This is a genomic window from Streptomyces blastmyceticus, assembly GCF_039521185.1.
GTDB lineage: Bacteria > Actinomycetota > Actinomycetes > Streptomycetales > Streptomycetaceae > Streptomyces > Streptomyces blastmyceticus.
Genome location: NZ_BAAABW010000012.1, coordinates 90,348 through 108,525, shown reverse-complemented (window position 1 = coordinate 108,525; position 18,178 = coordinate 90,348). Strand labels below are relative to the sequence as shown.

General features: G+C 72.3%; 16 protein-coding genes. 7 read left to right on the top strand and 9 right to left on the bottom strand.

The window, feature by feature from the left end; genetic code table 11:
- Window position 1: 1 nt before the first annotated feature.
- A complete protein-coding gene (locus ABD269_RS10250; RefSeq protein WP_344117460.1) occupies window positions 2–1,222 on the bottom strand; it encodes an FAD-dependent oxidoreductase in 1,221 nt (406 codons plus the stop codon).
- A gap of 207 nt (window positions 1,223–1,429) precedes the next feature.
- Between ABD269_RS10250 and bla the strand changes: the two genes are divergently transcribed.
- Window positions 1,430–2,347 carry a class A beta-lactamase gene (gene bla / locus ABD269_RS10245; RefSeq protein ID WP_344117473.1) on the top strand — a complete coding sequence of 306 codons (918 nt, stop codon included), beginning with the start codon at window positions 1,430–1,432 and terminating at the stop codon, window positions 2,345–2,347.
- Window positions 2,348–2,434: 87 nt separating this feature from the next.
- Here bla and ABD269_RS10240 read toward each other — a convergent pair whose 3' ends face one another.
- Window positions 2,435–3,172: an SAM-dependent methyltransferase gene (locus tag ABD269_RS10240; protein ID WP_344117459.1), complete on the bottom strand. Its 738-nt coding sequence runs from the start codon at window positions 3,170–3,172 to the stop codon at window positions 2,435–2,437.
- 197 nt (window positions 3,173–3,369) lie between these two features.
- On the opposite strand from ABD269_RS10240, the gene ABD269_RS10235 reads away from it, so the two are divergent.
- Window positions 3,370–4,575 carry a PP2C family protein-serine/threonine phosphatase gene (locus ABD269_RS10235; protein ID WP_344117458.1) on the top strand — a complete coding sequence of 402 codons (1,206 nt, stop codon included), beginning with the start codon at window positions 3,370–3,372 and terminating at the stop codon, window positions 4,573–4,575.
- Here ABD269_RS10235 and ABD269_RS10230 read toward each other — a convergent pair.
- The 4 genes from ABD269_RS10230 to ABD269_RS10215 form a co-directional block, all read right to left on the bottom strand.
- On the bottom strand, window positions 4,514–5,875 hold the full coding sequence (locus tag ABD269_RS10230; RefSeq protein WP_344117457.1) for a sensor histidine kinase: 1,362 nt from the start codon (window positions 5,873–5,875) through the stop codon (window positions 4,514–4,516). The genes ABD269_RS10235 and ABD269_RS10230 overlap by 62 nt on opposite strands.
- 35 nt (window positions 5,876–5,910) lie before the next feature.
- Window positions 5,911–6,594 carry a response regulator gene (locus ABD269_RS10225; protein WP_344117455.1) on the bottom strand — a complete coding sequence of 228 codons (684 nt, stop codon included), beginning with the start codon at window positions 6,592–6,594 and terminating at the stop codon, window positions 5,911–5,913.
- A 316-nt stretch (window positions 6,595–6,910) separates the two neighbouring features.
- Window positions 6,911–7,519: an NADPH-dependent F420 reductase gene (locus ABD269_RS10220; RefSeq protein WP_344117454.1), complete on the bottom strand. Its 609-nt coding sequence runs from the start codon at window positions 7,517–7,519 to the stop codon at window positions 6,911–6,913.
- Between the two features lie 57 nt (window positions 7,520–7,576).
- The gene (locus tag ABD269_RS10215) at window positions 7,577–8,065 is read right to left on the bottom strand and encodes a MoaF-related domain-containing protein (protein WP_344117453.1); all 489 of its coding nucleotides are present in this window, start codon (window positions 8,063–8,065) and stop codon (window positions 7,577–7,579) included.
- Window positions 8,066–8,213: 148 nt separating this feature from the next.
- Here ABD269_RS10215 and ABD269_RS10210 point away from each other — a divergent pair, with 148 nt between their 5' ends.
- Window positions 8,214–8,948 (top strand): 3-keto-5-aminohexanoate cleavage protein, encoded by a 735-nt coding sequence (locus tag ABD269_RS10210; RefSeq protein ID WP_344117452.1) that lies wholly within the window; start codon window positions 8,214–8,216, stop codon window positions 8,946–8,948.
- Window positions 8,949–8,996: 48 nt separating this feature from the next.
- Here ABD269_RS10210 and ABD269_RS10205 read toward each other — a convergent pair whose 3' ends face one another.
- Both ABD269_RS10205 and ABD269_RS10200 read right to left on the bottom strand, forming a co-directional pair.
- Window positions 8,997–11,522 (bottom strand): bifunctional lysylphosphatidylglycerol flippase/synthetase MprF, encoded by a 2,526-nt coding sequence (locus ABD269_RS10205; protein ID WP_344117451.1) that lies wholly within the window; start codon window positions 11,520–11,522, stop codon window positions 8,997–8,999.
- Window positions 11,519–12,835, bottom strand: coding sequence for an alpha/beta hydrolase (locus tag ABD269_RS10200; RefSeq protein ID WP_344117450.1), 1,317 nt, complete (start codon window positions 12,833–12,835; stop codon window positions 11,519–11,521). Before ABD269_RS10200 ends, ABD269_RS10205 begins: the two co-directional genes overlap by 4 nt.
- A gap of 285 nt (window positions 12,836–13,120) precedes the next feature.
- Between ABD269_RS10200 and ABD269_RS10195 the strand changes: the two genes are divergently transcribed.
- From ABD269_RS10195 to ABD269_RS10180, 4 genes are all read left to right on the top strand, one after another.
- Window positions 13,121–14,068, top strand: coding sequence for a hypothetical protein (locus ABD269_RS10195; protein WP_344117449.1), 948 nt, complete (start codon window positions 13,121–13,123; stop codon window positions 14,066–14,068).
- A 37-nt stretch (window positions 14,069–14,105) separates the two neighbouring features.
- On the top strand, window positions 14,106–15,197 hold the full coding sequence (locus ABD269_RS10190) for a PP2C family protein-serine/threonine phosphatase (RefSeq protein ID WP_344117448.1): 1,092 nt from the start codon (window positions 14,106–14,108) through the stop codon (window positions 15,195–15,197).
- Between the two features lie 5 nt (window positions 15,198–15,202).
- On the top strand, window positions 15,203–15,853 hold the full coding sequence (gene aroQ, locus ABD269_RS10185; protein ID WP_344117447.1) for a gamma subclass chorismate mutase AroQ: 651 nt from the start codon (window positions 15,203–15,205) through the stop codon (window positions 15,851–15,853).
- 94 nt (window positions 15,854–15,947) lie between these two features.
- Complete coding sequence (locus ABD269_RS10180) at window positions 15,948–16,883, top strand: MBL fold metallo-hydrolase (RefSeq protein WP_344117446.1); 936 nt, start codon at window positions 15,948–15,950, stop codon at window positions 16,881–16,883.
- 55 nt (window positions 16,884–16,938) lie between these two features.
- Here the strand turns inward: ABD269_RS10180 and ABD269_RS10175 are convergent, their stop codons facing one another.
- Window positions 16,939–17,955 carry a hypothetical protein gene (locus ABD269_RS10175; protein ID WP_344117445.1) on the bottom strand — a complete coding sequence of 339 codons (1,017 nt, stop codon included), beginning with the start codon at window positions 17,953–17,955 and terminating at the stop codon, window positions 16,939–16,941.
- Between the last annotated feature and the right edge of the window lie 223 nt (window positions 17,956–18,178).

Below are 18,178 nucleotides of genomic sequence, written 5' to 3'. Positions count from 1 at the left end.
GTCATGCCCGCGCGAAGTCGGGTGCGTGCTCCGGGCGGATGCCGATGCCGCCGAGGTAGGCGGTCACGCCGCGCAGCGGCGGCACCTTCTGGAGCAGCCGCAGGGCCGGGGGCACGGTGTCGGGCGCGAGGGTGCCCTCCAGGACGGCGCGGAGCACTGCATGCTCGCCCGCCTGGGATTTCTGGACCATGGCCATCGGCAGCCAGCGGCGCTTCTGCACCCGGGCCAGGTCGTGGACGCAGACGGTGCCGTCGCGCAGGGGCCCGGCCAGGATGCGCGCGGCCGCGACCGCGTCCTGGACCGCGAGGTTGACGCCGACGCCGCCGACCGGGGACATGGTGTGTGCCGCGTCCCCGATGCACAGCAGGCCGCCGCGGTACCAGCGGCGCAGGCGGCCCATGGAGACCTCAAGCAGTTTGACGTCGTCCCAGGATCCGATGCCGTCCGTCACCGAGCCGTCCCAGCCGCACAGGGCACCGAGGCGGTCGCGGAACCACTGGATGTCGTTGGCCCGCAGCTCCTTGTCGCTGCCCTTCTTTATCAGGTAGGAGGTCTGGTAGTAGTCGCCGCGGTCCATGGTGACGGCCGCCTGGCCGTGGCCGAAGCGGGCGAGGACCCGGCCGTCCTTGAGGCCGCCGCGCGGGCCGTCGACCCTCACCTGCCATACGTCCATGGGCACTTCGAGCTCCTCGGGGTGGAGTCCGGCCTCCTGGCGTACGAGGGAGTGGCGGCCGTCGCAGGCGACCGTGAGATCGGCCGCGAGCTCTCCGGGGGTGCCGTTCTCGTCGGTGTAGTGGACGCCGGTGACCCGCCCGTCTTCCCTGCGCAGGCCCGTGACCGTGGTGCGCATCCGCAGGGTGAACGACGGCTCGGCCGCGGCGGCGCCCGCGAGGAGGTCGAGGAAGTCCCACTGCGGGACCATCGCTATGTACTTGTGCCTGCCGGGGATGCGGCGGAGGTCCGCCGCGACGACGGAGGCGGTGCCGAACTGCATCCGCATCTCCTCCATCTTGGGGAACGGCAGTTCCGCGAACTTCTCGCCGAGGCCGAGCTCGTCGAGCAGGTGCAGCGTCGACGGGTGGACGGTGTCCCCCCGGAAGTCCCGCAGGAAGTCCCCGTGCTTCTCCAGCACGGTCACCTCGATGCCGGCCCTGGCCAGCAGCAGGCCGAGCATCATGCCCGCCGGTCCGCCTCCCACGATGCAGCACGTCGTGCGCTCCATGCTTCCGCCTCTCTTCGGAGTTGCTCTCCGACCGGCCCCTGACCGATCGGTTAGTAATCTAACCGATCGGTCAGTACCTTGGTGGCGCCGGGGAACTATGCGACTGGTAGCGGCAAATGAGGTGAGTGAGGATGAAGTGAAACCATTCGAGCCGTCAGGGGCGTCATGGATGACGTACTGGCCGCAGGAGAGCAGGAGGAAGCAAACGTGGAGATCGCAGGAGCACGCCCGACCCGCCGCGCGATACTGACCCTCGGTGCCGGAACGGCGCTGGCCGCCGCCGTGTCCACGGGCGGGACGGCGTACGCCTCGACGCCCGGCGGGGACGCGCTGACCGAGCGGCTCAAGAAGCTGGAGCGGGAGTATTCCGTCCGCCTGGGGGTGTACGCCCGGGACACGGCCTCGGGCAGGACGGTGCTCTACCGCGCGGACGAGCTCTTCCCGATGTGTTCGACCTTCAAGACGCTCGTCGCCGCGGCCGTCCTGCGCGACCTCGACCACCACGGCGAGTTCCTCGCCAAGCGCATCCGCTACACCAAGAAGGACACCGTCGCCTCGGGCTACGCCCCCGTCACGGGCAAGGCCAAGAACCTCGCCCACGGCATGACTGTCTCACAGCTGTGCTCCGCCGCCGTCAGTGACAGCGACAACGCCGCCGCCAACCTCCTGCTCCACGAGCTGGGAGGCCCGAACGCCATCACCCGCTTCTGCCGCTCGATCGGCGACGGCACGACCCGGCTCGACCGCTGGGAGCCCGAGCTGAACTCGGCGGAACCGGAACGCCGCACCGACACCACCACCCCGCGCGCCATCGGGCAGACCTACGCGCGCCTCGCCCTCGGCGACGCGCTCGACCCCAAGGACCGCAAGAAGCTGACCGGTTGGCTGCTCGCCAACACCACCAGCACCGAACGCTTCCGCGCCGGCCTCCCCGCGGACTGGACCCTGGGCGACAAGACCGGCGCCGGGAAGTACGGGACCAACAACGACGTCGGCATCACCTGGCCCCCGCACCGGCCGCCGATCGTGCTGTCCGTCCTGACGACCAAGCACGACCGCGAGGCCGTGGCGGACAATGCGCTCATCGCCAGGACCGCCGCACTCGTGGCGAGCACCCTCGGCTGACGGGGGCCGGAGCGACCGGTGGGCCTGCTCCGCAACGTCCTTGGGCCGCACGGACGCGGCCGCCCTCGCCCCCGCCGGCCCGGGAGGTCAGTCGGACGTGCGGCGCAGGACCAGGGAGACGAAGCCCCAGCTCGACCGGTAGCTGTGCAGCCATTCGGCGCGGCGGGTCGCGGCTGTTGTCAGCGCCTCGGTGCTGTCGGGGTCGGTGGGGTGGTCAAGGGCCCATGAGGCGAGCGAACCCCAGCAGGCCCATTCGTAGTCGTCGAGCTCCCGGCGCGTGCTGACGTGCCCGTGGACGGGCGTCCAGCCGTCGGCGGTGACGCGGTCCACGGTGGTCGCCAGGTCGGCGAAGTCCCCGAGCATCTCGACCGCTTCCGGGGTCGGTTCGCTCTCCCAGAAACCGTCGCCGATCAGGACGCGCCCGCCGGGAGCCAGGTGCTCGCGCGCCGCCGCGAGGGTGGGGAGCAGACCGCCGAAGGCGTGGGCGGCCCCGACGCTGAGCACCAGGTCGAAGGAGTGCGGGGAGACGAATTCGGCGGCCTCCTGGTGATGGAGTGTCAGGCGCTCCCGGACGCCACGCCCGCTCGCGGCCTCGCCGGCCTGTTCCAGCGCGAGTTCGGAGACGTCGACGCCCTCGGCACGCAGCCGGGGGTAGGTGGTCAGGGCGCGGAGGAGCCATTCCCCTCCGCCGCAGCCGAGGTCGAGCACGCGCGCGTCGTCGCGGGGGATGCCCCGCTCGAGCAGCAGACGCACCGATTCGTCGTCGAGCGGCGCCTTGATGGGATGGCCGGTATGAGCGATCGCGGAAATCTGTTCACGGTTCACCGGCGCAGCGTGCCACCGCGGAAGATCCCGCGCACACGCTTTTCGGCCGGATCCGCACGCAGCGGTCGAGGCGCCCAGTGCGGGACATGTGACATGCCGCCGATGGCGTAATGGCGACGTGGGGCCGTTCGAGCGGGTCACGCTGCCAGCCTTGGCGATGGTCTCAGGAGCCCGCTGCAACCCGCTGGGAGTGACAGGTGGACCAGCAACACCGCGGCGACGTCGGCAGTGCCCCGGGCCGCCGCGCGGCGAGGTTGAGCCATGTCGGTCTGGAGGTGCCCGCTCCGCCCGCCTGGATGCGCTGGATGCCGGCCGCCTACGTCGCGGCCGTCCTGTTGCTCGAACCCGTGACGCCCGTGCAATGGCCCGTGAGCTTCCTGCTCATCGCCCTGCCCGTGGTCGCCGCCTACACACTGAGCCCCGCCAGCGTCGTCGGCATCACCGTCTTCGCCGTCGCGTTCGAGGCCGTCCTGGCCGGGACCCCGTGCTGTGCCGGGCGCGTCACGAACGACCTGTGGGAACGCCACTACGTGGGCGCCTACATCTCCACCGCCCTGGTCGGCGTCCTCGGCACCGCCCTGGCCGCGCACAGGCAGCGCCAGGAGGCCCACCTGGTCCGCGCCAACTCGGTCGCCGAGGCGCTGATGCACACGCTGCTGCCGCCGGTCCCGCACAAGGTGGGCCATGTGCTGGCGGCCAGCCTCTACCGCCCCGCCGAGGTCCGCACCCTGGTCGGCGGCGACCTCTTCGACATCCGCGCCACCGGGGCGGGCGAGCGCGCCATCATCGGCGACGTCCGCGGGAAGGGCCTCCAGGCCGTGCGCACCGTCGTCGACGTACTCGGCAGCTTCCGCCAGGCCGTCTACGACCCCGGCAGCCTGCAGCAGGTCGCCGCGAGGATGGAGGGCCGCATGGCGCACGAGGCGGAATCGATCCTCGACGACGAGCTGTTCGTCACCGCCGCCCTGATCGAGCACGACCCTGCGGCCCAGCTGGTGACGATCATCAACCACGGCCATATCGAGCCCGTCGTGATCTCCCGCGGCGAAGTCCACGCCGTCACCGGACCGCCCGCCCTCCCGCTCGGCCTGGGCGCCCTGGACGCGGAGCGCCCCGTCGCCTACACCCACCCCTTCACACGCGGCGACGTCCTGCTGCTGTGCACCGACGGACTGATCGAGGCCCGTGACCCGGCCGGGGCCTTCTACCCGCTCCTCGACCGGCTCCGCCACCGCTTCGCCGGCCGGCCCGCCCCGGAACCCGTCGACGTCGTCGACTTCCTCGACACCGACCTGCCCCGTCACACCCGTTCGCTCCACGACGACGTCGCCATCCTCGTCCTCACCCCGTGCGGGGACCCGCAGGAAGTGCCGCCCACGGCCGTGCCGCGAGGGGCAGCGTGATGGTGAACCGTGCTCCCCGCTCCGCCCCCGTGATCTCCAGTGTGCCGTTGTGGGCGGTCGCGATGTGGTGGGCGATGGCGAGCCCCAGCCCCGTACCGCCCGTGGCGCGCGTGCGGGCGTCGTCGAGCCGGGTGAAGCGCTCGAAGACCCGGCGGCGGTCGGCGGGCGGGATGCCCGGGCCGTCGTCCTGGACGTGGACGACGGCCCGGCCCAGGGCGTCGTCGCGTGCGACGTGGACGACGACGGAGGTGAGCGCGTGGCGCTCGGCGTTGTCGAGGAGGTTGCCGAGCAGCCTGGCGAGCAGTGTCTGCTGCCCGTGCACGACGAGCGGTCCGGGCACCGAATCCACCCGCAGGGCCGGCCTGCCCGGCGGGCGGCGCCGCTCCGTCTCCTCCCGCACCAGGGCGACGACGTCGACCGGCCCGCCGCCCGCCATGCCGGTACCGGCATGCGCGTCGAGGCGCGCGAGCAGCAGCAGGTCCGTGGTGAGCTGCTGCAGCCGCTGTGTGTCGCCCAGCGCCGCCCGTACCACCGCGACCCAGTCCGCCCGGTCGGGGTGTGCGAGGGCGATCTCCAGCTCCGCGCGCAACGCGGCCAGGGGGCTGCGGAGTTCGTGCGAGGCGTCGCTGACGAACGCGCGCTGCCGGTCGACCGACGCCCGCAGCCGCTCCAGGGTGCTGTTCATCGTCTCGGCGAGGCGGGAGACCTCGTCGCGTGTGGGGGGCACGGGCACCCGCTGGTCCAGGTGCTGCGCGCTGAGCTCGGCGAACCGGGTGCGGATGGCCTCCACCGGGCGCAGCACCCGCCCGGCCGTGAACCAGGTGATGCCGGCCACGGCCCCGGTCGCCGCGAGCACGCCGCCGATGAGCGACAGGACGGTGGTGTTCAGCCGGTTCTGCTCGAACCGGAGGGGGTTGGAGGCGACCAGGAGCGGATTGGTGTACGTCTCGTTCGTCCCCTTCACCATCGCGTACAGCGGGTGCCTGCTCGCGGGATCCGTCCACGGCAGCAGTGACAGCATGGAGCCCGTCGCCTGGGGCTGCGTCATCGGGTCCAGGGCGGCGCGCCCCGGATAGACCTGGTCGGACACCTCCAGGCGGTGACCGAGCACCTTCGCCAGCTCGGGGATGTCGGTGCGGTATTCCGACGAGGAGTCGAAGGCGCGGGAGGACGCGTCGCGCACGGCCTGGTCCAGGTACTGGCGCCCCGAGCGCACCAGTTCGTCACGCGTGGCCAGCACCACCAGCGCCGCGCCGACCGTGAGCGGGATCAGGGCGCAGAGGGCGGCGAGCAGGGTCACGCGCCCGCGTATCGAGCCCCGCGGCCGTCGCCGCCTCACGGCCTGGTGTCCTCGGCGGCCAGCCGGTAGCCGGCCCCGCGCACCGTGTGGATGGTGTGCCGCCCGAACGGCGCGTCTATCTTGCGGCGCAGGGCGCTCACGTACACCTCCACGATGTTCACGTCGCCCTCGAACGCCTCGTCCCAGACGTTCTCCAGCACCTCGTGCTTGGTGACCACTTCGCCACCGCGCCGGGCGAGGTACTCCAGGACTGCGAATTCCCGTGCGGTCAGGGAGAGTTCGGCGCTGCCACGGTGGCAGGTACGGGTGGCCGGGTCGACCCGCAGGTCGCCGACCCGCAGCGTCGAGGGGCGCTCGGGGCCGCCGCGGCGGACGAGGGCCCGCAGCCGGGCGACGAGGGCGACGTACGAGAACGGCTTGGTGACGTAGTCGTCCGCGCCGGTGTCCAGGCCCTCCGCCTCGTCGTACTCGCCGTCCTTCGCGGTGAGCATCAGCACGGGGGTCCAGACCCCGGCCTCCCGCAGCCGGGCGCAGACGCGGTAGCCGTTGAGGCCCGGCAGCATGACGTCCAGCACGATCACGTCGTACGCGCCCTCGACCGCGAGGTGCAGACCGCCCCGCCCGTCGTGCGCGAGCTCGACCACGAAACCTTCGGCGCCCAGCCCCCGGCGCAGCAACTCCGCGAGCCGCCGGTCGTCCTCCACCACCAGTATGCGCATGCGTTCAGCATGGCGGAGCGGCGGCGGCCGTGGCTGAAGGTGCCTTCAGCGATCCTCAGCTTCCCTTCAGCACCGTGCTGCCAGCCTTCGGTTGTCGGCCGGCGACGACCTCCAGCGCAGCGGCCGCACCGACCACAGCGCACGCCGGGAACACTCGGGGGTGGGGCCCGTACCAGCGGTCCGGGCCCGGATCACCGGCGCGGCGCATCCACACGGGCCCCGGGCACCCGGCCGCCGGGGGGCGGCCCGCCCGGGGCCCGTGGCCTCTTGATCGGAGGTCTTGCGGACTGTGTGCGGGCTGTTGTGGCCCGGAGGTTCAGAGCGCGGTCAGTGCGGTGCGCGGTCCGCTCAGCGGGCCACCCGTTTGGAACAGGGGGCCGCCCTCGGCGAGTGTTCCGGTGTCGACGGCCTGGAAGCCGGAGCTGTTGGCCAGCTCGGCCACTTTCCGTTTGGCCTCGGGGTCGTCGCCGGCGAGCAGGACGACGCGGCGCCCGCCGTTCACGGCGGGGTCCTCGGCGAGGACCTGGGCCAGGTAGGTGTTGAAGCCCTTCACCAGGTGAGCGCCCGTCACCAGCGAGGACACGACCTCGCTGGAGGGGCGGCCGCCGGTGTCGGCCACCTCGATGCCGCCCGCCGTCTCCTGCAGAGGGTTGAGCGGGTCGAGGACGACGCGCCCGTCCCAGGAGGAGACCGAGGCCGCCGCGTTCTCCTTCTGGTCCCACCGGACGGCCAGGACGACGACGTCGCCGAAGTCGGCCGCCTCCTGCGCCGTTCCGGCCGATGCCTTCTCGCCGAGTTCCCCGACGAGCGGGGCGAGGGTCTGCGGGCCGCGGGAGTTCGCCAGCATCACATGGTGCCCGGCCCGGGCGAAGTGCCGGGCCAGGGCGGTGCCGATACGGCCGGACCCGATGATTCCCACTCTCATGATCCCACCGTCGCACACGCTCCCGGATGCCGCCTCCCGGCCGGGGCCGGCCGGGAATCACCGGGCGCGGAAGAGCGTGCCGGTGAAGTGGATCATCGTGCCCTTCGCGGGGTCGACGACGGTGTCGTACGCCCGGTGCTCGGAGTAGTCCTGCACCTGGGTGACGAACAGACCGGTCTTGGGCTCGTGCCAGGTGAGGACGTACTGGCAGGAACGCAACCGCGTGCTGGTGTAGGTGATGTCCTGGGTCAGACCCTGGTACGTTCCCGGCCCCTGGACCACCTTGATCGTCGCCTGGCTCGCCGAAGCGAAGGCGATCGTGGCGACGAACGGACCGGGACCGACAGGGCTGTTGACGCCGAAGTCCAGGGTCCACGTCTGACCGACGGCAGGAACCGTCGCGTCCTCGTATCCCCGCTCCCAGGCCGTGCACTCCGAGCCGCCACGCGACGTGGGGGACGGATCCGCCTCGACCAATGGAGCACTGGTGCAGCACAAGGCCAAGGCCACAGGCACCGCCGCGCACATGGATCGGGAAAACTTCATAGAGGCTCCTTCGCCCCCACTGGCCACGAGACAGCCGCCACCGGGTCCCGGCTGCCTCCGCATTCCAGCACAGCCTCACGCAGGCGGCGACTCCACGATGAGCATGGGACGGCCTCTGCATGCCAGGCCCACCTGAGATGATCACGCCATGCTTCAAGTCTGTCTCAACGGCGCCAGAAGCCGCGCCCAGTGCGCTCACCTCCCCGTGACCCCGCAGCAACTGGCAGCGGCAGCCCGCGACGCCGTCGCCGCCGGCGCCCAGGACATCCACCTCCACCCCAAGGACCGCGGCGGCGAGGACACACTGCAATCCACCGCCGTCGCCGCGGCCCTCACAGCGGTACGGGCCGCCGTCCCGGGCATTCCCGTCGGCGTCACCACCGGCGCCTGGGCCACACCGGACCCCGAAGCCCGCGCTGCCCAGGTCCGGTCCTGGACCGTGCTGCCCGACCACGCCTCCGTGAACTGGCACGAGGACGGCGCCACCGAAGTCGCCACCGCCCTCCTCGACCAGGGCGTCGGCATCGAAGCCGGCATCTTCTCCGGAACCCCGGCAGCACAGCGCTTCCTCAACTGGCCGGAGTCCCACCGCGTCCTGCGCGTCCTGGCCGAGATCACCGACACCGGCCCGCGGACCGCGGTCCATACCGCGGCCGGCCTGCTGGACGAGCTCCGCCCCGCTACGACCTCGCCGGTGCTCCTCCACGGCGCGGACGAAGCCGCCTGGCCCATCCTCCGGCTGGCCGCCTCCCGCGGGCTGGACACGCGGATCGGCCTGGAAGACACACTCCGGCTCCCCGACGGCACACCTGCCAGGACCAACGCCGACCTCATCCACGCAGCAGACAAGATCATCCGGCAGGCATGCGGACAGTCCCGGTAGCCGACTCCACCACTCGCCCGAGGTGGCCGGGCGATCGCCTCGGCACCGCTACGTCGAGAACTGCCGCATCAACCGCACCCCCTGAGTCGGGGTCATATGGGGCAGATACGCCTTGCCGATGGCGCGGGTGATGGCGGGGAGGGCCGCCGGGTCCGGGTAGGACATGTAGAGCGCGTGGTATTCGGGCTGGAATTTGGACTTGAAGGCGAGCAGGGAGCGGAATCCGTAGACGGGTTCGAGGACCTTTCCCGCGTAGTCGAGCATGCGTTGGAGGGCCGCGGGCGGTTCCGCGGTGGCCTTGCGGGCGAGGGGGGCGCCGGAGAGGCTGAGGAAGCGGGCGCCTTCTTCCTGGAAGCCGAGGGCGGCGGAGGCGATGAGGAATTCCATCGAGCCGCGGAATCCGCCGGCCCGGCGTCGCATGAAGTCCAGGGTCCAGCCGACGGGGCGGCCGTTGTCGTGGACGGGCATCCAGCTGGTGATGCCGTGGACCGTGCGGTCGGTGTCGACGGCGAGGAGGCAGCGCACGTGGGGGTCGTCGAGTTCGTCCAGGCCGCCGAGGGTGAAGCCCATCTCGGGGAGGCCCTTGTCGGCCACCCATTCCTCGGAGATCGATGTGACCTGGTCGGTGAGGGCGATGGGTGCGTCGGGGTAGGACCACCACTCGGCGGTGATGCCCTCCTTCTTCGCCTTGTTGAGGGCGGTGCGGACGTCCTGCCACTTCTTGCCGGTGAAGGCGAGGTCGGGCAGGGGTACGACGGTGTCCTCGGCGACCTGCACCGATCGCCAGCCGAGCCGTTCTGCGGCCTCGCGGGTCCCGGCGCCGACGCTGTAGAAGCAGGGTGTCCAGCCGCGTTCGTCGCAGTGGCGGGCGAAGCCGGCGACTGCGGCCGCCCGCGCGTCGGGCGCGCCGAAGGGTTCGCCGGTGGTGAGGGCGACCGTGGCGATCACCCGGTAGGCGACGGCGGCCCGGCCGCTGTCGTCGAACCAGTAGTAGTTCCCGTCCCAGGTGGTGATGTAGGAGAGCGTGGCGCCGCCGTGGGCGACGAGGATCTCCCGGGCGCGCACGGCGGCGTCGGCGTCGGTGTGCAGGCGGGGCCGCCGGAAGGTGACGAGCAGCGCGATCAGGGCGATGAGCCAGAAGAACAGGCCGCAGTAGTGGAAGAGGGCCTGGGCGGTGCCGCCGACCGGGACGGGCCAGTCGGTGAAGACGTCGATGAGGGTGGGCGGCAGGAATTCCGAGGCGAGCCCCTGGAGGAGCCGTACGGGGGTGGCCTCGGGGTCGTACTGGTCGCGCACGGTGTAGCCGATGCCGATGTACGCGGCGCAGGCCAGCAGGAGCGCACCGCCGACGACGGCTGTGAGCCGGTGCGTCGCCGAGCGGGGCAGGCGCAGGTCGAAGCGGGCGCGGGTGACGACGAGCAGCAGCAGGACGAGCACGGGCAGCAGCATCTGCTCCGCGAACGCCTGGGCGTAGGTGGACCGTTCGGCGGGCGCGGCCCAGCCCGCGGGGTGGCTGAGGAAGTCGTGCAGCCAGTAGGAGAAGAGCGCCATCCAGGCGAGGTGGACGAGCACGGCGAGCCACCAGGCGAGCCGCAGGCCCCGGCGCAGGCCCTCGGCGAGGACGAGCATCATGGCGGGGACGAGCACGGCCATGACGGCGGCGGGTGAGTCGTAGAAGCCGCGCAGGGCGTGCACGTAGTGGCAGTCGGCCGCGGAGGCGGCGCAGGCGTCGGTGACTTCCTGGTCGGTGGGCTGGACGGCGACGTAGAGCTGGAAGGAGTTGAAGGGCCCGTACGCGTCGCGGTAGAGGATGGCGGCCATCGGTCCGATGGCGGCGGCGGCCACGACGAGGGCGACCAGGACGCGGGCCTCGGTGTGGGAGGAGTGGCGCAGCCGCCAGGTGCCCTTGCGGTGGTGGAGCAGGGCGCCGGCGACGAGGCCGACGACCGCGCCGCCGAGCCGCAGCACGCCCTGGAGGTGGCCGATGTAGAGGGCCATGACCAGGGCGAAGGCGACGATGGCGAGGCGGGTGCGGCGGCGCCAGAGGGCGGTGAGGCGGTAGCTGAGGACGCCGCCGACGGCGAGCGCGCCGACGCTGGGGGACACGGCGAGGTCGCCGGCGAGCTCCTCCAGCCACCACTCCCCCGCGAGGGCGCCGGCCTTGACGATGCCGACGCCGAGGAGGGTGCCGAGGATCTGGCCGCCGAGCAGGGCCGCGGCGGTGCGGGCGACGCCGAGGCGGCGTTCGGAGGGGGTCACCAGCAGCAGGACGATCAGGGTGGAGCCGATGTAGCCGCCGAGGCCGGAGCACCACAGCAGGGAGCTGGCCGGGGTCCACCAGCGGCCTTCGGCGAGGGCGGGGACGCCGACCGCGACGGTCTCCGTACGGTGCCTTCCGGGGCCGGAGCCGAGGCTGTGGGTGACGGCTCCGACGATCCACAGGACGGCGAGGAAGGCGAGGGTGAAGGGGGCGTGGCGGACGGGTGCGAGGAGCCTGTCGAGGGTGATGCGCCAGGGGTGCCGGGCGTCGCCGGTGACGGGTGCGTCGGGAGGCGGTGCGGTGGTGTCCGTCATGGGATCAGCCCCGTCTCGCGGGCCAGCCAGGGCAGTTGGCGCTCCAGGCCGGGGCGCCAGACCTGCCAGCTGTGGCCTCCGGGGAGCAGGACCCACTCGGCGCGCATCCCGGCCTTGAGAGCGGCTTCGTACATCTTCCGCTGCTGGGGCCGGTAGGTGTTGTCGCTGCTCCCGGCGACGAACGCGGCCTTGGTGTCGGGGAATCGCTCCCGGGCGAGGACGTCGAGGGGGTTGACCTTGGCGAAGGCGGCGGCGTCCCCGCCGAATGCCTTGTCGAGGGTCTTGCGGAGGCTGCCGAGGGTGGGGGCCTCCTGGCCGGAGATGTCGTTGACGACGCCGTAGACCTGGGGGGCGTTGACGCCGAGCTGGATGGAGCAGGTGCCGCCGAAGGAGATGCCGGAGATGATCCAGGAGGTGCGGGCGGGGGCGACCTGGAGGTGGCCGCGGATCCAGTCGGGGACGTCCGTGGCGAGGTAGGTCTGGACGTTGCCGAGCTTGGAGTCGAGGCAGAGGGTGTTGGCGAACTGCGAGCCGAGCGGGTCCACGACGACGACCACGGGGGCGAGGCCGCGGTGGTCGGCGGCGAAGGCGTTCATCATGTCGACGAGCCGCCCGGAGTTGATCCAGTCGTCGGGCGAGCCGGGCTGTCCGGCCATGAGGACGATGACGGGGAGCAGCGGCCGGGGGGTGGTGCGGTAGGCGGGCGGCAGGTAGACGTAGCCGCTGCGGGCGTCGAAGTGGGAGGTCGTGCCGGGGATGGGGGTGTGGGAGAGGGTGCCGTCCTTGGGGAGGTCGGGTGGGGGCTTCCAGACGTCGGAGACCGTTTTGCCCGCGGGGACCTGGAGAGCGGGTTCGGTGGGTCCGGTGGCGTCGGTGAGGCGAGTGGTCTTCGTCAGCCAGGAGTTGAGGGCGGTACGCGCGGTGGGGTACTGGTCGAAGTGCTTGTTGACCTCCGAGGCGCCGAGGAGCACGACGCACAGACCGGCCAGTACGGCGCCGAGGCGGCCCTTCCAGCGGAGCGTCGGCATGCGGAAGACCGCGAGGCACACTCCGAGGACGACGATGCCGGTCCAGATCACGACATCGGTGGGCAGGGGGTCGGGGAAGGGTTGCAGCCAGTCGTCGACGGCCGTGCGGAGCAGCCAGGTCAGCAGCGCGGCCAGCAGGACGGCGGCCGGGAGCAGGCGGGTCCACCAGGTGCGCCGACGGGAGAGGAGCAGGACCGCCAGCGCGCACAGCCCCACGGCCAGCAGGGTGAGCGGGATCCATCCGTTCACCAGGGACCAGTCCAGCGGGCCTGCCGCGATCCGCATGCGTCGCACCACGTCCGTGTGGGGAGTGTGGGTGAACGGGTCGCGCTGCCGTGCGCCACGGCCCCCGGTGTGGAGCCGGGTGGAGTCGAACGCACCGTCTACCCGTTCATCCAGAATGCTACATTTCGCATTTTCTCCGGCAACTCGTGCGTCCGGTGCGGCCTCAGGGCGCGGCCGCCGGGTGGCGGGATCGCGGCTCTTGTGAAAGCGGGGTTCCCGCGTTGGATACTCGGGGTCGCGGCCTTCGCTTCAGCCGAAGAGTTCTCCGTCGAAGGAGCTGCCCTCATGACGAGGAGCGGAAGAGCGAGCGCACTCGACCTGCCGAGAACACCGACCGGGGTGACGCAGGTGTTCCACGCCTTGCGGGCCCGTACTCCACGGCGCGGCGCGGGGCTGCCCGCGGAGCCGCCCTGGCGCAGCGAATTCATCGCCCATGAGGCGGGCGTGCCCCGGCTGTCCCTCGGTGAATTCGGCTATGCCCCGGACGAGCTCGGCCACTGGCGGGGGCGGGCCGACGACACCGCACTCGTCGGCCCGTGGCAGATCCTCACGAAGGAGGGCCTGGAGAATCTCACCGAGGTGTGCGAGAACCTCGAAAAGGCCGCGCGGAACAGCGGGTTCATCGCGACGCGACGGCTGCGCGGCGCGGATCTCCTCTCCCCCTTCCTCAACAACATGATCCGCGACCGGACGTTTTTGCTCACCTGCTCCCGGCTCGTGGGGGTGCCCCTGATCCCGCATCCGCTGCGGATCCCCACGGCGCAGATCAATTACGGCAGCGGGCAGGGGCGGCCGGAGATCGTGCGGTGGCATCGCGACGGCATGGACTATGTGTTCACCATTCAGCTCACCGGCCACGACGACTACGAGGGCGGCCGGTTCACCTATTTCCGGGGGCGTACGGATGAATTCGCGGGCGCGGTGCCCGGGGACCCCCGGATCCACGAGGCGCCGTGCGGGGAGCGCGGGGCGACGCTGTTCCTCCACGGCAGCCGGATCTTCCACGCGGTCACCCCGGTGACCGACGGCCGGCGGGCCACGCTGGTGATCTCCCTGTTCTGCCCCTATTTCGCCCGGCAGGACTCCAATACGTTCTGGCACCTGGCGGGGGACGACGGAATTCCGGCGACGGTGCCGAGCTGGCTGCGGCTCAAATGGCCGGTGCGCAATCCGGCGGTGGATTTCAGCCTGCGGGCCGGATGCCCGGTCATCACCTGGGACGACATCCGGTAGCAGGCGCCGCCGGTGGTGCCTATGGTGGGCAGCAATCATGACGCACCACCCAGGCCGGGACGTATCGCTCCAGGTGTCACGTCTCCCCCACAGCGCTCGCACGCTCGTCGTGGCCGCATATGTGCTGCTCGCCGGCGCCGTCACGCTGGACGTGACGACCGATCCGCAGTGGACGCTGTCCCCGGTGCTGGCCACCGCGCCCGTGCTGGCCAGCATCGGCACCCGGCGCGCCCGCGTGCCCCTGACGGTGGGGATGTCCGCACTGGTGCTCGTGCCCCTGCTGGCGCTCGCCGACCCCGACGTGCCGCTTTCCGCCCATCTGACCTCGGGCTTCACGGTCCTGGCCATCACCTCCATCAGCACGGCGAACGTGGTCCTGGTGGCGACGCGGGAGCGCGAGCTGGGGCAGTCGCGTTCGGTCGCCGAGGCGGCGCAGCGCGCCCTGCTGCGCCCGCCGCCGGAGCGGATCGGGGGGATGCGGACGGCGGTGCGGTATCTGGCCGCGGCGGCGGAGGCCCGGGTCGGCGGCGATCTGTACGAGGCGCTGGCGACGCCGTTCGGGACCCGGTTCCTGCTGGGGGACGTACGCGGCAAGGGGCTGGCCGCGATCGAGACGGCCGCCGACGTGCTGGGGACGTTCCGGGAGGCCGCGCAGGTCGAGGCGGACCTGGCCGCCGTGGCGGGGCGGCTGGACGCGGCGATGACACGGCGGCGGGCCGGTGAGGAGTTCGTGACGGCCGTGCTGGTGGGGGTGACGGAGTCCGGCGGTCCGGCCCGGATGGTCAACTGCGGCCATCTGCCGCCACTGCTGTGGCGCGAGGGGCGGGTGACGGAGATCGAGTCACCGGTGCCGGAGCCGCCGCTGGCGCTGCTGGGGCTGGTCGGGGGCCCGTACCACTGCCGTGACTTCGCCTTCGAGCCGGGCGACATGCTGTTGCTGTACACCGACGGGGTGACGGAGGCGCGGGACGCGTCCGGCCGCTTCTATCCGCTCGCCGAGCGGCTGGCCCTCATGCCGGAGGCGGCGCCGGACGTCCTGCTGGACCGCGTGGTGGCCGATCTGCTGGCGTACACGGGCGGCGGGCTGTCCGACGACGCCGCGCTGCTGGCCGTGCGCCGGGAGGGGTGAGCGACGTGCCCGCTCCCCCCGACGGACGAGGCCGGAGCAGGGCCGTCCTGCGGCGCTGCGCCGCCGCCCTGGCCCTGCTGTACTGCGTGGTGGCCTGTGTCTCGGACCAGCACGACGACACCGGCTCCGCGCGGCCGAGCACCGCCGCGGGCGCCTCGCCGGCGGCGGAGCAGGCCGTACGCACCCTGGTGCGGCTCGCCGCCGAGCGGATCGCGACGGCGGACTCGGTGGCGGCGGCGAAGTGGGGCACCGGGCGGCCGGTCGACGACCCGGTCGCGGAGAAGGCGGTCCTGGACGCCATGGACACCCGGGCCGCGCGGCTTGGCATGGACCGGGAGGTCGTACGCCGGGTGTTCGAGGACCAGATCGAGGCGAACAAGGCGGTCCAACGGGCGCTGCACGAACGGTGGGAGGAGGACTCCGAGCTGCTGCCCGCGCTCCGCCCCGACCTCGTCAAGCAGGTCGACCCCGTCCTGGACCGGCTGGGCGGGGAGCTGCTGGAGGCGATCCGGGGGGCCGGGCCGGCGCTGTCGGGCCCGCGGTGCGCGACGGTGCTGGACCGGGACAAGGCGCTGACGGCCCGTTCGGCGGGCCTGGACGCGGTGCACGGCGACGGGCTCGACCGGGCGCTGGCCCACACTTGCGACGCCCCGTGAGCCGGGCCCGCGCGCCACGGGCGCGGTGATCGCCCAACAGCCCGTGCGTTCACGCCCCTTGGCCGGGACCCCGCCGTTGTCTAGCGTCGGTGCCATGCAGACGATCACCTTGGGCGGGGTGGAGATCTCCCGCGTCGTGGAATGGCACGGGCCGTTCTCCCCCACCGCCACCGTCTTCCCCTCCGCCACCCCGCGGATGTGGAAGGAGAACGAGTCCTGGCTGACGCCGGACTTCTGGCAGCCGGAGCACGACGCACTGTTCGTCAATGTGCAGACGTGGGTGCTGCGCAGCGAGGGCCGGACCGTCCTCGTCGACACCGGGCTCGGCAACGACAAGGACCGGCCGCACATTCCGGGCTGGTCACGGTTGCGGACCGACTACCTCGACCGGCTCGCCGCCGTCGGCGTCCGCCCGGAGGACGTGGATGTCGTCGTCAACACCCATCTGCACTCCGATCACGTCGGCTGGAACACCCGGCTGGTGGACGGCGAGTGGGTGCCCACCTTCCCCCGTGCCACCTATGTGATCGCGAAGGCCGACTTCGAATTCTGCGATCCGGCCAACGGCCGCCCCTGGCGCGGGATGCTCGGTGACCTCAGTGTCGCCACGGCGGGCGGGGACATGTTCGAGGACAGCATCGCGCCGGTGCACCGGGCGGGTCAGGCGGTGCTCTGGGAGGACGGTTACCGGATCGACGCCGCGCTGAGCCTGGAGCCCGCTCCCGGGCACACCCCGGGCTCGGCCGTGCTGCGCCTCGCGTCGGGTACGGACCGGGCGCTGTTCATCGGTGACCTGGTGCACAATCCGCTGCAGATCGCGGAACCCGATTGCGACACGTGTCTGAGCGAGGACCAGCGGGAGGCCACGCGGTCGCGGCGCCGGATCCTGGAGGAGGCGGCGGACACGCGGGCGCTGGTGTTCCCGGGGCACCTGCCGGGTCACGGCGCGGCGGAAGTCCGCAGAGAGGGCGGCAAGTTCGCGATCGAGCGGTGGGCGGCCTTCGGCCCTTCGGGCCCGGAGTTCGGGTGAGGCGGCAGCCGGCCGGCGGACTCCTCGTCCGCCGGCCGGCTGTCTCGTACCGCTGCTACTTGCCCTTGATCGCGAAGGGCAGTTGCCGCGAGAAGAACGACAGGTCGCCGTTGCCCACCGAGACCCCCGCGTCCGCGCTGGTCACATCGCGGGGTGCGGAGGAGGCGACGGCCACCCGCAGGCGGTAGACGGCGCTCTCGCCGGGGGCGAGCGGCTTCTTCGAGGTGGCGGCCAGCGCGGCGCTCATGCCCGGGTCGCAGCCGCCGGCGACGAGGCCGACGCGCTCCCAGTGCCCGGACCGGTACTGCTGGAGGACGAGGTCCTTCGGGGTGAGGGCGTGGCCGACGCCCCCGCCGTAGGCGAAGTAGGAGGCGTTGAGCGCGGGGTAGGCCCGGTCGGTGGTGTTCTTGACGGTGACGGTGACGTCGCCCGCGGGGCCGCCGCGGGTCAGGGTGGTGTGCTGCTGCCAGCCGCTGACCGAGACGGCGGGGCGGGTGGCCGTGGCGGTACGGGCGGGGCTCCTGTAGGTGTGGCCCTTGCCGTCCTGGACGGAGGCGGTGACGGTGAAGGTGCCCGGCTTGTCGAGGTCCTGGAGGCGCAGGGCCACGGTGTGGGGGTGGTCGGCGCTCGCCGCCGCGGTGACGGGGAAGGTGAAGACGCCGTGCTGCGGGGTGCCGGAGCCGCTCGGGCGGGTGTCGAGGTCGACCCAGAGGTGCGTCTCGGGCACATAGCGCTGGACGGACAGGGAGTCGGTGTCGAAGCCGCGGCTGTCGACGTCGAGGCGCACGGTGCCCTTGGTGACCGGCGTGCGCAGGGTGACGCCGGAGCGGGTCCACAGCCCGATGGGCGCCTGGCCCGGGAGGCTGTAGGAGATCTTCTCCGCGGTGGAGCCGACCGCGCTCCGCTCGGGAGGGGTGGCGTCCGCGGCGGCCCTGGCGGCCTGGGCGGCGGACACCTGGGCGTCGCCGCAGCCCTCGGTCGCCTTCGTGCCGGCGGCCGGTATGGCCGCGGCCTGTCCCGCCGTCCCGGAGACGAGGGCCAGTCCCGCCGTCAGCGCCACCGCGGATCCCACGGCGGCACTCCTCGCGCCCCGCCACCGCCGCCGTGCGACTCTCTGTGTCATGTACCGCCCCCTGCGTCCGGGTTTGTACGCACACTCGTACGTCTCTGGCTTCAGAGATTGTGTTCTGTAGCTGATGGTTCCCTTTGTCGCGGGAAATACCGCGAATTCCTGCGGATGCGCGGCGTGTTGCCCAGGGGGCGGACGAGGGGCGGTCGCCGGGCGAGGGGCGCCC